General features: G+C 28.0%; 19 protein-coding genes and 1 pseudogene. All 20 read right to left on the bottom strand.

Annotated elements, in window-relative coordinates:
- Window positions 1–63 precede the first annotated feature (63 nt).
- The 20 genes and pseudogenes from cobC to pyrR all read right to left on the bottom strand — a co-directional run bounded on the left by cobC (window position 64) and on the right by pyrR (window position 14,096).
- Window positions 64–633 (bottom strand): alpha-ribazole phosphatase, encoded by a 570-nt coding sequence (cobC, locus tag CDLVIII_RS14910; RefSeq protein ID WP_009170280.1) that lies wholly within the window; start codon window positions 631–633, stop codon window positions 64–66.
- A gap of 131 nt (window positions 634–764) precedes the next feature.
- Entirely contained in the window at window positions 765–1,247 is a 483-nt protein-coding gene (locus CDLVIII_RS14905; protein WP_009170279.1) for a GNAT family N-acetyltransferase, read from the bottom strand.
- A gap of 102 nt (window positions 1,248–1,349) precedes the next feature.
- Window positions 1,350–1,871: a GNAT family protein gene (locus tag CDLVIII_RS14900; RefSeq protein WP_009170278.1), complete on the bottom strand. Its 522-nt coding sequence runs from the start codon at window positions 1,869–1,871 to the stop codon at window positions 1,350–1,352.
- 84 nt (window positions 1,872–1,955) lie between these two features.
- Window positions 1,956–2,393, bottom strand: a complete 438-nt coding sequence (locus CDLVIII_RS14895) for a GNAT family N-acetyltransferase (RefSeq protein WP_009170277.1) — start codon at window positions 2,391–2,393, stop codon at window positions 1,956–1,958.
- A 128-nt stretch (window positions 2,394–2,521) separates the two neighbouring features.
- The gene (locus tag CDLVIII_RS14890; RefSeq protein ID WP_035302323.1) at window positions 2,522–3,040 is read right to left on the bottom strand and encodes a 2'-5' RNA ligase family protein; all 519 of its coding nucleotides are present in this window, start codon (window positions 3,038–3,040) and stop codon (window positions 2,522–2,524) included.
- 74 nt (window positions 3,041–3,114) lie between these two features.
- A complete protein-coding gene (locus CDLVIII_RS14885; protein ID WP_009170275.1) occupies window positions 3,115–3,624 on the bottom strand; it encodes a GNAT family N-acetyltransferase in 510 nt (169 codons plus the stop codon).
- An 84-nt stretch (window positions 3,625–3,708) separates the two neighbouring features.
- Window positions 3,709–4,101 carry a hypothetical protein gene (locus tag CDLVIII_RS14880; RefSeq protein ID WP_009170274.1) on the bottom strand — a complete coding sequence of 131 codons (393 nt, stop codon included), beginning with the start codon at window positions 4,099–4,101 and terminating at the stop codon, window positions 3,709–3,711.
- Window positions 4,102–4,123: 22 nt separating this feature from the next.
- Window positions 4,124–4,525 (bottom strand): GNAT family N-acetyltransferase, encoded by a 402-nt coding sequence (locus CDLVIII_RS14875; protein WP_242835995.1) that lies wholly within the window; start codon window positions 4,523–4,525, stop codon window positions 4,124–4,126.
- A gap of 259 nt (window positions 4,526–4,784) precedes the next feature.
- Window positions 4,785–5,123: pseudogene (locus CDLVIII_RS14870) on the bottom strand (VOC family protein).
- A gap of 77 nt (window positions 5,124–5,200) precedes the next feature.
- Window positions 5,201–5,668 carry a hypothetical protein gene (locus CDLVIII_RS14865; protein WP_035301808.1) on the bottom strand — a complete coding sequence of 156 codons (468 nt, stop codon included), beginning with the start codon at window positions 5,666–5,668 and terminating at the stop codon, window positions 5,201–5,203.
- Window positions 5,669–6,006: 338 nt separating this feature from the next.
- Complete coding sequence (locus CDLVIII_RS32040; RefSeq protein ID WP_009170273.1) at window positions 6,007–6,525, bottom strand: hypothetical protein; 519 nt, start codon at window positions 6,523–6,525, stop codon at window positions 6,007–6,009.
- 131 nt (window positions 6,526–6,656) lie between these two features.
- Window positions 6,657–7,130, bottom strand: a complete 474-nt coding sequence (locus tag CDLVIII_RS14855; RefSeq protein WP_009170272.1) for an isochorismatase family protein — start codon at window positions 7,128–7,130, stop codon at window positions 6,657–6,659.
- A gap of 77 nt (window positions 7,131–7,207) precedes the next feature.
- Window positions 7,208–7,909, bottom strand: a complete 702-nt coding sequence (locus CDLVIII_RS14850) for an alpha/beta hydrolase (RefSeq protein WP_009170271.1) — start codon at window positions 7,907–7,909, stop codon at window positions 7,208–7,210.
- Between the two features lie 99 nt (window positions 7,910–8,008).
- A complete protein-coding gene (locus CDLVIII_RS14845; protein WP_009170270.1) occupies window positions 8,009–8,227 on the bottom strand; it encodes a hypothetical protein in 219 nt (72 codons plus the stop codon).
- Between the two features lie 206 nt (window positions 8,228–8,433).
- A complete protein-coding gene (locus CDLVIII_RS14840) occupies window positions 8,434–8,889 on the bottom strand; it encodes a helix-turn-helix transcriptional regulator (protein WP_009170269.1) in 456 nt (151 codons plus the stop codon).
- A gap of 183 nt (window positions 8,890–9,072) precedes the next feature.
- Window positions 9,073–9,708 (bottom strand): HAD family hydrolase, encoded by a 636-nt coding sequence (locus tag CDLVIII_RS14835; protein ID WP_009170268.1) that lies wholly within the window; start codon window positions 9,706–9,708, stop codon window positions 9,073–9,075.
- 131 nt (window positions 9,709–9,839) lie between these two features.
- On the bottom strand, window positions 9,840–10,592 hold the full coding sequence (locus CDLVIII_RS14830; protein WP_009170267.1) for a class I SAM-dependent methyltransferase: 753 nt from the start codon (window positions 10,590–10,592) through the stop codon (window positions 9,840–9,842).
- Window positions 10,593–11,211: 619 nt separating this feature from the next.
- A complete protein-coding gene (locus CDLVIII_RS14825; protein WP_035301806.1) occupies window positions 11,212–12,057 on the bottom strand; it encodes a MurR/RpiR family transcriptional regulator in 846 nt (281 codons plus the stop codon).
- Between the two features lie 313 nt (window positions 12,058–12,370).
- Window positions 12,371–13,531, bottom strand: coding sequence for a class I SAM-dependent RNA methyltransferase (locus tag CDLVIII_RS14820; protein WP_009170265.1), 1,161 nt, complete (start codon window positions 13,529–13,531; stop codon window positions 12,371–12,373).
- Between the two features lie 16 nt (window positions 13,532–13,547).
- Window positions 13,548–14,096: a bifunctional pyr operon transcriptional regulator/uracil phosphoribosyltransferase PyrR gene (pyrR, locus tag CDLVIII_RS14815; RefSeq protein ID WP_009170264.1), complete on the bottom strand. Its 549-nt coding sequence runs from the start codon at window positions 14,094–14,096 to the stop codon at window positions 13,548–13,550.
- Between the last annotated feature and the right edge of the window lie 24 nt (window positions 14,097–14,120).

Raw genomic sequence — 14,120 nt, 5'->3', positions numbered from 1 at the left:
AATTTGTAATTTGCTATTTGTTTTCATGAATAGTGGTTATAAACTTAATAATTCTTTCTTCTTTTACCTTATTAATGAATCACCATCTATTTCTGTAATTGAAGTATTATTTGTTTTAAATTTAGTCATTTCATCAAAAGGGGTGTTGGTTAAATAACATTGTATACACATAATTACAGCACTATGAGTTACAATTACAGCATTATCACAATTCTCATTTACAATCTTATGTATTGAAGTCAAAACACGCTGTAACATATCCTGATATGATTCCCCTTTTGGAGGTTTAGCATATCTTCTATTTGCATACCATTTTTCATATTCTATTGGATATTTTTCTTTGACTTCAGTCCATGATAATCCTTCCCATTCTCCAAGATTAATTTCCTCTAATCCTTGTATTGATATATATTCCACATTAGTAGCCTTGCTCAAAATTTCTGCTGTTTTAACTGCTCTTCTTTGTGGACTTGAATAGATTTTTGTAAATTTATATTTATTTTCTAATACCTTATTACTTAATTTTTCTGCTTGGATAATACCAGTATCATTAAGTTCAATATCACAACTTCCTTGTATTTTCCCTTTTACATTCCAGTCTGTTTGTCCATGTCTTATAAAAAATAATTTCATAAATTACCTCCAACATATATCCCTATAAATAGTCCATATCCCCTTAAGCTGTGTTGAATTTGATATTGAGACATAAAAATAGCACATATTAAAATACAATTCTAATTTTATTTGATTTTACAAATTAGAAATTATGAAATTACTTTTTTTAAAATAAAACTACCTTCTTCTAAATCTTTCGGATCTTTTATTTCAATTACATTAAAACCACACTTATTGACATAAAAATTATGATTTCTATGAGAAAAAATAGGAGTCTCAGTATTCCATACTCGAGTATTTGGATACATGCTTTCAATTTCACTCCAAATTTTTGTTCCAATTCCTTTATCCTCATAATTAATATCAATAAATAAATTACCTAAGCAGTTTTCATTATTATCGTTAATCCAAAGAATTACTCCTCCGATAAGAATATTATCTAAATATATACAATAGGAAGTTGCTTCTTTATTCAATCCCCATTTCCTTAAAAATGTACCATCATCATATCCAGGAGGACCACCAGTTTCTTTTCCCAAATGAATTTTGGTATCATAATCAAAGGCTCTTTTCATTATTTGCACAAGATTAGGAATATCTTTTTCAGTCATTTTATTAAATTTTATATTCATATTTGCTCTCACCACCAAATCACAATTTATAATACTCAACCTTGTATTTTACACTTGCTTACTATTACATTTTATAAGAATGTTACATATTAATATCTATATTTATAATTTCCAATAATCTCTAGTAATAGCCATTAAGTAAAAATCTCTAAAATCTCCATCAACAAATTTATACTTCTTTAATATTCCTTCTATCTTAAATCCAGTTTTTTCTCCAATTGCTTTCATGCGCATATTGTCAGTTCTGGTTATGTACTGAATTCTCATTATATTTTTAGTTTTAAAAAGATAATTAACAAATAATCTTATACATTCTATTCCTATTCCTTTACCTCTTGATGACTCTTCAGCTATTAACAAACCTATTTCGAGAGTAGTATTACTGCCTATAACTTCTATAGAGTTTATTTCACCTATTGGATTGCCATCCTTATCTTCAATTATTGCATAAAATCTAGTAGCATTCTTTGTACTTTTCTCGAAATTTTCCAAAAAAGTTTCTTTATATACCATATCAATGTCCATAAAATCACCTAAACATTTTTGGCTCTGTATCCATAAATAAAAAAGCTCAAAATCGCCCTTTTCTATAGGCCTTATTGTTACATTATCTCCTTTAAGCATAATTATCCTCCCTTTTCAAATTAAAATTTATATGCTGTTTTACAGTTATTTATTATTCTGTTTTATCTGAAAATCACGAATAGATTATTTTAAATTTAATTCCATTATATAATGTGTTTCTGTTTCACTTTTTGTTAAAAATCCAAGTCTATCATATAATTTTTTAGCAGGATTCATTTTAAATACTTGAAGCCATACTCTACTATAATTTTTATTTTTTGAATCAGCGATTATTTTACTTATTATCTCAGTGCCAATTCCCTTGCTTTGATATTCTGGTAATATTTCAATAATCTCAATAAAAATAGAATTATCATTTGTAGAAACTGCTACAACACCTATGTCCACATCATCGTAAACTATAATTTTATACTTTTCATGTGAAAATTTATCTCCGAAAAATTTTTGTTGTATATTTTCTTCCCATCCCCATATCTTTTCTATATATTTCAGCATTGTAATTTTATTTAGCTCATATAAAAAATTATAGTCCTTGTGTGTTGCATATCTTAAATCAAACATGTACTATGCTCCTTCATTTTTTACTTTTCATTGAAGATCCTTCTATCCATGCTCCTGGATTTAATTCTCTTTTGAACATTTTTTCGCAACAATATACTATTTCGATTTATAATATAACTTAAACTTTCTTAATTAAGTTCATGCTCTATTACAATAATTGATTCTTGATGCTCACCAATCATCTCAACTGATATCTTTTTTACCACAGTGCTAAATTTCTCGTTATAATGCTTGTTTACATCATCCAATGCTTTATTAAGTAACTCCGTAGAAGATACTTTTCCGACCGTCATATGCGGAACATAATTATGCCCCATGTTAAATTGCTTTAGTTTATCTTTATATAATATGTCATGAATGTTTTTAAATACGTCTACACCTTGTGCTACATTTAGAAATAAGTATTTTTCAGTTTTCTCTTCTTGTTTGCTAAAACCTTCTAATTCAATTTTAAATGGATGTATATCTCTTAGACTTTCTTTTAAATATAAGCTAATTTCCTCATTAGTTATTCCACTATCAAAAGGAAAGGCTAAAGTAATATGTGGCAAAACTAAATCTACCAAAGGATCATATTTTCTGCGTATATTATTTATAACATGAATATTTTCAAATTCAGGAAAAATCATGATAGTTCTTGTATTCATGCTTACATCTCCTCCACAAATTACTATATTATAGAAATTCAAATTATACTCCTAAGCCCCTAAGAAATTTTTAGTTATATATTATTTATCCAGTATCGTTGCTCTATAATTCCGTTAACTTCAATCTCATTTTCTAATATGCCTCTATTATTAAGAATACTTTTTGCAGATGCTATATTATTCTTATCACAAACCATTAACACTTTATTTATCTCTAGTTTCTTGCATTCCTCCAATGCTAATCCAATCATTTTTGTTGCAATTCCTTTTCTACGCTCAGAAGGTCGCACTCCATCCCCAATATGTCCACCGTTTTTTAATAAATTATCATTTAAAAAGTGTCTTATATTTACAGCTCCTACAAAAATATTTCTTTCTTCATCAAGACAAAAAAAAGTTGAGTCAGGTACCAAATTAGTTTTATTTTCTTTTACTTCCAAGCTATCAACATATATTGTATAATCATGATAATCTACTTTCCTAATTGCATACGGTATAATTTTCTCTCCTGTAGCATACCATTCATTCATCATATCTAATAATTGCGGCATATATCTTTTTTCTAATTTTACAAGTTTAAGCATATCCAATCCCCTTTCTTCTTTTTAAGTAAACTACAAATAATCTTCATCTAATCTCATTTTAGTCTTACTATCAAAATTATAATTCTATAATAATCTTTTTATTTTTTCTATCGCATTTTCATAGTCTGATGCTTTTATAACTGCAAAATACTTTCCAAATTCCTTTGTCCACATGTCCATCTCTTCGTCAATATCAATTACTTTATTCATAAGAAGACAAACTATTTTACATGTGGTTTGTGCCATACTAGGTAATAATATAGAAAATCCCCACTCTACATCTTCATTATCATCTTCAAAACCATTTCTAGCATCCACAACAAAATTACTTGCTATATTTTCTTTAAGAAGCTCACATGCAAATGATGTTGGTCTTCTATAATCTTCTCCACAAACAAACTTTTTCCATGTTAGTAACACTACTTTATCCTTATCAATAAATTTCACATTACAAAACTCCGAATTAAATTCTTTCATCTATCTTCCCCCATCTTTGTATTTAATAAGTGTATTTGTACTTTAAATACACCATATCAACTAATTGCTTTCCGCATTCATAAATTGGATTATAATAATTATCTATAAAAAAATCTTTAATTCTATGAGACTCTATAAATTCACAGCTTTTATAAAAAGGTACTGTTAATGGGCTATCTCCTGTTCCTACATACATAGCGCAATCATTTTTAAAATATTCAAAAATATGCTTAACCAATTTCTTTCCATTACCATGACCTTGGAATTCTTTATATATAGCAATATTTTTTAGTTCATAGATTCTATCTGCCTCTTTAGTCACTACGCAGATTCCTCTCTTAAGCATTATCATATATTGCAAACAAATGCCTCTTTGGAGGTATTTATCAATCATATTTTCTTGTTCATCTGCTAATAACAGCAGATCTTAAAAGTCTTTTTTATTTTCTTCTATTATTTGTATTTTCACTTTTGACCTCCATAATTTTAAAAATGCTTTAATATATCAATACCCATTTTTAATCCTCCAATCCGAAGCTCATCTGCGGCTATAAATAACGATTATTTCTATTTTATGGTAATGTAACAATTAAAAATTCTTACGTTGTTACACCCTTTGAGAAAGCTATCTACTATTTAATTTCTGCAAAAATTTCATGTACATTTCCATCTGGGTCAGCAAATCATGCTGCTCTTTGATTCCAGGGCATATCTTGTAGTTCATGAGCAGAAGTGGCTCCTTTGCAGATTAACAACTTAATAAATGATTCATCAACATCATTAGGACTTTCACATGGGAAAGCAAGTTCAAATCCCTGTCCAAATGGCTCTTTCCTATATTCGCTACTATACCCATACATAACATCTCTCATACAAATAGCAAATCTTGCTCCATCGTTTTCAAATTCAACATAATTGCCAAGATCATTTTCAATTCTGAATCATAGGACTTGATTATAGAACTCTTTCATTTTAACTATATCATTTGTCCAAATCGTAATAAGATTAATTTGTGCTTTCATCGTATATTTTTCCCCTTTCTTGAATTAATATATAGCTCGCTTTAAATTACAATTACGTTTTATATGAAGACTACAAATTAAGGACAAATAACAGAATCAAAGTGCGTTTCTTCTCCATTCTTGAATACCCTTATATATTCAGTGTTCGTATCTTTTATAATTTTATATATTAATCTATGTTCAGGATATTTAATATCTGGGTAAATTTTCAGCTCCTCATTAAAGTAAATAATAATTGAGTTTCCTTTATTTCCGATTTTTATATCTGAAAAATATGGTGCTTCGTTCTTTAAGCTTATATGACTACCATCTAAAATAAAATACGTTACATTATCTTCTCCTGTATTTAATAAGTAAACTCCGTTTTCTTTGATAGTTTGACTTACTTTATCATTAATCTTTTTATAAGTATTTTCATTAGCATCTAACTTTTTTGTAATAAAAATACTATTCTTGGCATTATTCATTTTTATGAAAATTCCAGCTGAAATTAAGACAATAAATACGGTTATAGATGTAAACAAATAAATTTTTCGCTTATTCATTATCAATAGAATCTCTCCTCATGCAACATTCAAATACAGAGAATTCGTTACTTTGTATACATATTATACCATAACTGTATTTATTAATAATTAAAATTGTATATTTACTTTGATTATCATTTTCTAATTTTTAATGCTCGTGTTTATAAAATGAATATAACTAATTACATTTTAGTTATTGAATAAGAATAAAGGTATCAACTTAATTCTTAACTTTAAGTCGATACCTTAAATATATATACAATCTATAAACGTATAGTCTAATTTACTTTAACTTCAGACTTCATATTATTACATAAAGCAAGGTATAAAGTCAAAAATTAAAATATTTAATTAGTTCAATCCATAGCAAATTCTTTTACATTTAATTTGATTGTAAAGTGTTCTGTTTTTCCATCAACTGTTGAATACTCAAGAGAAAAATAGAGGTTGTCTTTAATGTTATTTATATCCGATTTGGTAAATAATTTATCTGAACTTATCTCTCCTGCACTTTTATTTGATAGAAATTCATCTGCAAACATAGCTCCATCAGCACAACCTTGATAAGATACTGTATTAGATAAAATTATGTCTTTATTAACTTTTTTATCTAAATAAATAGTTTTAGAATAAGATTTTATCTTCTCTTGATTGTTCCCAATAAATTGTATATCTCCACCATTAACTATTTGCTTATTAGGAAATATAATAATAATTCCATTACTTATTCTTATATTTGTGTCTTTCCCACTAAATGAATATACTTTAGATTCTTGTCTATCAAATTCAGTTTTGTATGATACGATCATCCTAATAAGAATAATACTTCCAATAAGTAAAAAAATCAAAAATCCAATTAAAATTGATTTCTTCATATTTCACTGCACTTTAACTCGTTATAGTTTACTACTACTTTTTAAGGATATTGTTAATATAAATTCATTTACCGAAATCATAATATCACCATTTTTTCTTGATCAGCCATTGAATATTACATGTTTATTGTTTAGGATGTAAAAACCACTCCTATTTTCTGCAATTTCTTTTTCATCTTTCTGAATTTGCTATAGTTTCTAATACCAATTAGCGATTCATTAAATAAAATTCTATACTGCTTGGCTACTCCATCAATAGCTGAAGCTCCTACACAGTAATTACCATCTACTCCTACTAATTCAAGTTCTCTCGCATCGACCTTCTGTAAATACTCCAATAACTGTTCACTAGAAAAACAACTTGCCTTTCTTTTTTCAAACACATTATTAGATATGATAGAAAGCCCGTCAACTAAACTTTTTTGCTTTTTCCCAATTTCCCAGAAAAATCTATTTACAATATAAATAACCGATTCATTAGAATATTCCGAAATTTTTTTATTAATAGAATATATAAGTTCTTTAGCATTATAAGGATACATTCTTATATTCCTAGAATTCCCTACATAGTCTTCCTGCATATCTATAACTAATAAACATCTCATTAAAATACCCCTTTAAATTATAATTTATAACTCAATTTTAAATTTGAAGTTGTAAACCATAAATTCTATTGTTCTTATTAAATATACTTTCTTAACCACTGTGTAACAGCTTGTGATTGCTCTTTTGTATGAAAAGAATGTTCACTTCCCTTTGATATTGTTAAATCACTATGGAACTTATTTGCAAAACTATCTATAACATCACGATCTTGCAGATTATCCTCTGTTCCATAAATAATTGTAGTAGGTATATCCCATTTATCAATTTGATATTCTTTTACATAACAATAATAATCCCATGAAAATATATCAATTGGTGTGAATATTTCCTTTTTTTCTCTAAGTAGCTCTTCTGTAACATTGAACCATTTAAACATTTTACCTATAAGATGCTCCATATCAAGAATTGGTGACTGAAATAAGCATTTCTTGATTAAAAGATTTTTATATGCAATTAAACTGAAATATGCACCAAGGCTACATGCAAATAAGCTTATCTCCGTCCAATTTTCTTGCGCATATGTTCCAATTACTTCAAGGTCATGTGTTCCATTCCAAACATTACATTTATAATTAGTATCTTTTCGCTCACCATGTTCGGGAAGGTCAAAGCTAAGCACTTGATATCCTCTTTCAACCGCTATTTTAGCAAATTCTTGTGCACTTTCCTTGTTTGACATTTTCCCATGAACAAATATGTACATTTTATCTGAAAGTTCTCCCCATAAAATCGCTGGTATATTTCCTATCTTTATTTTTCTTGAATTTATAAATTTCATAATTAACTCCTTTTCATTGGATGAAAGCTCCTTATCTTTTTCTTTTTAAATATTTCTTTCATAGTAGTTTGTACCTCCTTACCTCAAAAATTATCTATATTAATGCTTTTTGTGTACTGTTTTAATCGCATCAATAATTAATAAAATGCTAAAATAAATAATACATATGAGTCCTATTATTGAAAGTATCCTAAATATAACATCTGTAACGTATCCATTCACGCTTCCAAAAGCCATTTGTAGTTGAAATAGTCCATTTATCTGTGTAAGAAAAAAACCTCCGATTATCCCAAACAATAGGCTAAATCTTCTCTCCAACCGAATCCCTCCTAATACATAATAATTTTATGATACGATCATCCTAATAAGAATAATGCTTACAATAAGTAAATAAAATCAAAAATCCTATTACATTGATTTCTTCATATTTCACCACACCTTAATTCATCATAATTTGCTATTACGTTTTATCAAAATTTTGTGCATTATTGCATCTTATAATTACGTTCGTATTATGCTCAAACTTATTTATTTACTCTTGTATGTTTTAGATTAATAAGAATTGAAATAGATGTTGCAACTAGAAATATACTAAATACCACAGGTGGATATATATACATAAAAAACATAGAGTGAAGTACAAAAACTATTGCTATTGCAATTAAATAAACAGAAATACAACTTAAAACGCGAAATGTAATATTCTTAATTTTTTTATTTTTATCTAATAGTTCTTTTTGCTTCTTTTCTAATATTTCTGTTTTAATAGATAGTTCATCAATCTCCGATGGCTTTAGAAGATAATCAATTGTAACATTAAAAATATTGCTTAGTGCAATTAACTTTTCCACATCAGGTATAGATTGACCTGATTCCCACTTCGAAATTGATTGTCTTGATACATCAAGTTTTTCTGCTAGTTGTTCTTGTGATAGATTATTTGCCTTTCTTAACTTCAAAATTTTTTCTGATAAATCCATATTGATTCCTCCTTGATTTTGATGTTTATATATTATCAAAACCGATGGTTGCATTCTAATAATCAGGCTGTATTTTTTGTTAACTTGTAGTTGCAATTTAAAACAAATTAAAGATTATATGTAAATTAGGATAATATACTATTTCGATTTATAAGATGTATTAAAATTTGTAATCTTTTTATCTCACAAAATACTACCTACAATTCTATTTATATCAAAAATGTTATTTATTGAATATTTCACATTATCTAATTGCCCAAATCCATATTCAGCATAAATAAATGGTATACCAGCATAATTAGCTCCATCTAAATCACCACTTGTATCTCCAACATATACGGATTCTTTTAGTTTATTTCTTTCAATAATAATTTTTATATTTTCTCCCTTACTTTTTCCTGTTCTTCCTGACATCTCAATATCTTTAAAATAGCTCCATAATTTATGATAATCGAGAAAAGCCTGTACATATCCATCTTGACAATTACTTACAATAAAAAGCGAATAATTTTCAGATAACAATTTTAACGTATCTTCCAACTTAGGATATAAAATTCCACCATGTTTTCGTAAATATCTTTGCTCTTCATTACAGCATTCTTTAAGTATTTCCACACTCTTTTCTAAATCCATTTCAGGAAACATAATCTCTGCTATAACATTAATTGTTTTTCCCATAAATCCTTTCATATCATTTATTGTTATCTGCTTATCAAGTTCACTATGTCGATTTAGAACAATATTCCATGCTGGCACCACCTGTGTTGAAGCATTCCACAAAGTACCATCTAAATCAAAAATTATTCCCTTTTTACTCATTGTTTCCCAACTCCTTCTAAATAAATTTCTTGCAACAACATTGTAAATCAGGTTTAGTCTTTTGCCACCACATTGCCCAATAATTATTGCTATTATGATCTATGTGATGTTGTTTTTCTCAGTAATCAATACTATAATTTAATTGCTTTAATAATAAACGAAGTATTAATTAATTTAGCTTTGTGCTTTGAATAGTATTTTAATGTAAAATCATGTTCCTGGGTAAGAATATCCTTATCAGTTTCTTCAATTAACTTATCAATTTTAAATCCCGCAGATGCCAGTTCGTTAATATATGACGATAATTTCCAGTTCTTTAGTTTCATTGCTTGATTACCTTTTGTTAAATCAATAGTTGCTTCATCCAAATACGACCTATAAAGCGTATATTTATTGCCTTCTGCTTTTATACACTGCATCAATGGATTATCCCAAGAGAATATAAAAACGCCAGATTTCTTTAAGTATTTATAAACTAAATCTATGGACTGTTTTAGATCAGTGGTCCATCCAAATGCATATATGGAGTAAACAAAATCAAAGTAATTTTCTGGTATGCCTGGATTATCTTCCATAGGTGACACAAATAAATTCGCATCTATGTTATTTTTAGATAAAAGTTTTTTTGCATTCTCTATCTGTTTTGAAGATAAATCCAACCCCCATAACTCTTTAGCACCACGTTTAGCTGTATATAGCAGAGAATGTCCACTACCGCAACCAATATCTAAAACTTTTTTATTATCTAATAAATTAAACAAATTCAAATTATCTTCTTTAGGTAAAGTCGGACCATATGTAGGTAATGAAGTTGCCCCAAACCATTCATCGGCAATAGAATCCCATCCCACCCTATTTTTAACTAATATTTCATTTTCTTTCAAAATACCATCTCCAATTCATTATATAAATAATCTTTGGTTCACAATAATCCACTAATACGTGTTATGCAATATACACATTATACCATAATTGTATTTATGACCAAATCAAATTACACAATTTCTATTATTCTCACTTTATAATTTTAAATCTTTGTATCTATAAAAATGTTTGCTTAATCACCTTTCAATTATTAAATAAAAATAAAGGCATCAACTTAATTCTTAACTTTAAGTCGATACCTTCATATAGATAGAGAGAAAAATTTTACAAATTTGACTTGTATAGTTTATTTATCAATATAGATATTTCAATTTCTATATTCAACTTATTAGATAAATATATTTACATCTTTGTTAGATTTAAAGTGGATAGCTTCACTAGAAATCATAAATATTTTTGTGCAGTCAGCCTTTGAAAATAAGCTGTTAAAGCTACTTAATGGAAGGTTGTTGCATTTACTGCTTGTCACAATGTATATTGGGAACATGCAGAAATGTGTGCAACCTTCCATTTAGTAGCTTCCAGCGAAATTTTCATAGTCTGACGAAACAACAATATTTATGATTTCGGTAATCTGCCACATAACTCAAGTTTTAAAGTTACACCTCTATTCTATGCCTAAATAAATAAGTCAAATTTTCTCCACGCTTCGTCTAATAATTCTACATTGCTATTAAAAAAGTCTTTCTTTTCTTTTTCAACACATGCAATTAATGCATTAATCAAACTTAGTGGTGCTGAAAAAGATTCAATAAGTGTAGAACCTTTACTTATAGCTGTTAATGTAACATCTGAGTATGGTACGAGCGGCGATAACATATTATCTGTAATTGCTATAGTAGTAGCTCCTTTTTTCTTTAAATGAGTATAGATTTCTACAGTACTCCTAGCATACTTTTCAAAGCTAATTCCAATAACTACATCCTCATCACACGCCTCGCTGATTTGCTTTGGAATTTGCTCTATGTTTTCAATTAAATAAACATTGCTAAACATTAAATCAAGATAATATTTAAAAAACGTTCCGAGTACAGTTGAACTTCTTCTTGAAACTATATATATTCTCTTAGCACCTAATAATAAATCAACTGCTTTTTTTAATTCATATAAGTTAAGTTCCTCCATAGTCAATTTAATATTATTTAAATCTTCTTCAAAAATATTATAGATTTCTTTTTCTTCATCACTGTTTTTTTCGAAATCAACTTTTATACGTTCAGTCTTAGATACCTGCTCCTGCATAGATTCCTGTGTATCTTTTAGAAACTCTGGATACCCTCTGTATCCCAAAAAGATTACGAATCTAGTGACAGTCGCAATACTGACTCCGGATAATTTAGCCAATTTTTCAACAGTTAAAAAAGGCGTACTGTTTGGATGTGATAATATATACTTTGCTATCTTTTCTTGTGATTTACTCATATTGGGTATCTTTTCTGCCATTTTTTGGTACACTTCTCCCATCATATGAACCCCTTTCTTCTAAATTATTTTTAATAAACACTATTTTACTTTTTAATCATTAATTTATGAAATTCAATATTAAATCATATTTATATTCAAATTTAAATTCAAATAATATTTTTTAATAAAACAAAAAAAGCACTAACAATATTATTTAATTGTTAGCGCCTTTGCTACCATATTTAGCTTTATCTCATTTTATCATGAGCAAAATATTTTGTAAATATATTTACAGGCTATATTTGTTAATCTTTCATTTATTAACTATATAACTAAGTTAGCTTAACTTTATTAACTTTTACTACCGTTATTTTTAATATATTAACTGATTGATTAAAATATCTCCATGGTTTTTAATCTTTTCATTGTCAAAATATTGATAATAATAACATTTAATCTTACCATTATATAACTTTCTATTTTTAGTAGATTTTACTCCAAATACCTTTTCAAAAGGTTCGAAGGAAGTTAATATATTAAAATCCCAGCTTTCTAATTTCTTCTTTGTGTTACCCATATGTTTATAAAGGGTATTTAGTATTTCTTTCTCTCCTATTCTTTCTCCATATGGTGGATTAGATATAACAAATCCATATTTTCTAGAAGTAGAAAACTCCATAAAATCTCTCTTTTGAAATTCTATATATTTGTCCACTCCAGCTTTTTTAGCATTTTCCATTGCAACTTTAAGCACTCTGTAATCTATATCATATCCTATTAATTTAATATCCTTATTTTTTTCAGACTTTTTAGCCCCCTCTCTTACTGTATTAAAAGTGTTCCCACTCATTAATGGCCATGTTTCGCATACAAAACTTCTATTCACTCCAGGTGCTATGTTCTGAGCTATCATAGCTGCTTCAATTAATACAGTTCCAGAACCGCAAAAAGGATCTATGAGTTCAAAATTATCATTCCATCTAGATGTTAAAATCAATGTGGCAGCTAGTGTTTCCTTTAAAGGAGCAATACCTGCAAGCTCTCTATAACCCCTTTTATGTAACCCTGGACCTGTTGTATCTATTGTAAGTGTAACTATATCTTTTAATATTGACACTTCTATTTTATATACAGGACCACTTTCACTAAAGGTTTCTATTCCATAACTTTCACTCATGCTTTTAACAATAGCTTTTTTAACTATTGACTGACAGTCTGGAACACTATGAAGAGTTGATTTAATACTTTTTCCAACAACATGCATTACTCCATCTATTGGAATAATACTGCTCCAATCCACCTTTTTCGTTCCTTGAAATAACTCTTCAAAAGATTTTGCTTCAAATTCAGACATTTTTATTAAAACTCTATCTGCAGTTCTTAAATGAATGTTGCAAATTGCTATATCCATTTCATCGCCTTCAAAAGTCACTTTCCCATTTTCTATCTTTAAATCCTCATATCCAAGTCCCTTTAACTCTTTTGCTGTTATACTTTCTATCCCAAAAGTACTTGTTGCAATTAGATCATACATATTTTAGTCTCCTTATTTATTCATTTGCATTTGAATCGTATATTTTAACTGAATCTTCTTCATCAATTTCTTTTAATGATACTGAAATAATTTCATCTTTTGAAGTCGGAATATTTTTTCCTACATAATCCGCCCTTATTGGTAATTCTTTATGTCCCCTGTCAATGAGAACAGCCAGTTGAATACCTGTAGGTCTATTTACATCTATAATAGCATCAATTGCCGCTCTGGCAGTTCTACATGTATATAAAACATCATCAACTATTACTATCTTCTTATCCTTTATTTCAGGCCCTAAATGCAGGTTTTTTGCCTCAGCATCCTCATGGAGTACTGTCAAATCATCTCTATATAATGTTATATCTACAGAGCCAACTGGAACGTCTTTGCCTTCAATACTTTTAATATAGTTTGCAATTCTCTTTGCAAGTGGATAGCCTCGAGTTTTAATTCCAAGTAAAACTAAGTCTTCAACTCCCTTATTTCTTTCAATTATTTCATGAGAAATTCTAATTAATGTTCTATTTATAGCTTTTTCATCTAATAGGATTGCTTTTAATTTCATGATACCCCTCCACTATTATTTTAA

Source organism: Clostridium sp. DL-VIII (assembly GCF_000230835.1).
Taxonomy (GTDB): Bacteria; Bacillota; Clostridia; order Clostridiales; family Clostridiaceae; genus Clostridium.
Note: the sequence above shows the minus strand (reverse complement) of the source record. Positions and strands in the feature narration are given on the sequence as shown.

Bases quoted from the DNA above. Each gene is read 5' to 3' on its own strand.
- CDLVIII_RS14835 (WP_009170268.1), bottom strand. From the start codon at position 9,708: ATGAGTAAAAAGGGAATAATTTTTGATTTAGATGGTACTTTGTGGAAT.
- CDLVIII_RS14885 (WP_009170275.1), bottom strand. From the start codon at position 3,624: ATGCTTAAACTTGTAAAATTAGAAAAAAGATATATGCCGCAATTATTA.
- pyrR (WP_009170264.1), bottom strand. From the start codon at position 14,096: ATGAAATTAAAAGCAATCCTATTAGATGAAAAAGCTATAAATAGAACA.
- CDLVIII_RS14820 (WP_009170265.1), bottom strand. From the start codon at position 13,531: ATGTATGATCTAATTGCAACAAGTACTTTTGGGATAGAAAGTATAACA.
- CDLVIII_RS14840 (WP_009170269.1), bottom strand. From the start codon at position 8,889: ATGGATTTATCAGAAAAAATTTTGAAGTTAAGAAAGGCAAATAATCTA.
- CDLVIII_RS14900 (WP_009170278.1), bottom strand. From the start codon at position 1,871: ATGCTTAAAGGAGATAATGTAACAATAAGGCCTATAGAAAAGGGCGAT.
- CDLVIII_RS14895 (WP_009170277.1), bottom strand. From the start codon at position 2,393: ATGTTTGATTTAAGATATGCAACACACAAGGACTATAATTTTTTATAT.
- CDLVIII_RS14890 (WP_035302323.1), bottom strand. From the start codon at position 3,040: ATGAATACAAGAACTATCATGATTTTTCCTGAATTTGAAAATATTCAT.
- CDLVIII_RS14880 (WP_009170274.1), bottom strand. From the start codon at position 4,101: ATGAAAGAATTTAATTCGGAGTTTTGTAATGTGAAATTTATTGATAAG.
- CDLVIII_RS14855 (WP_009170272.1), bottom strand. From the start codon at position 7,130: ATGAGATGTTTATTAGTTATAGATATGCAGGAAGACTATGTAGGGAAT.
- CDLVIII_RS14850 (WP_009170271.1), bottom strand. From the start codon at position 7,909: ATGAAATTTATAAATTCAAGAAAAATAAAGATAGGAAATATACCAGCG.
- CDLVIII_RS14905 (WP_009170279.1), bottom strand. From the start codon at position 1,247: ATGAATATAAAATTTAATAAAATGACTGAAAAAGATATTCCTAATCTT.
- CDLVIII_RS32040 (WP_009170273.1), bottom strand. From the start codon at position 6,525: ATGAAGAAATCAATTTTAATTGGATTTTTGATTTTTTTACTTATTGGA.
- cobC (WP_009170280.1), bottom strand. From the start codon at position 633: ATGAAATTATTTTTTATAAGACATGGACAAACAGACTGGAATGTAAAA.
- CDLVIII_RS14825 (WP_035301806.1), bottom strand. From the start codon at position 12,057: ATGGGAGAAGTGTACCAAAAAATGGCAGAAAAGATACCCAATATGAGT.
- CDLVIII_RS14865 (WP_035301808.1), bottom strand. From the start codon at position 5,668: ATGAATAAGCGAAAAATTTATTTGTTTACATCTATAACCGTATTTATT.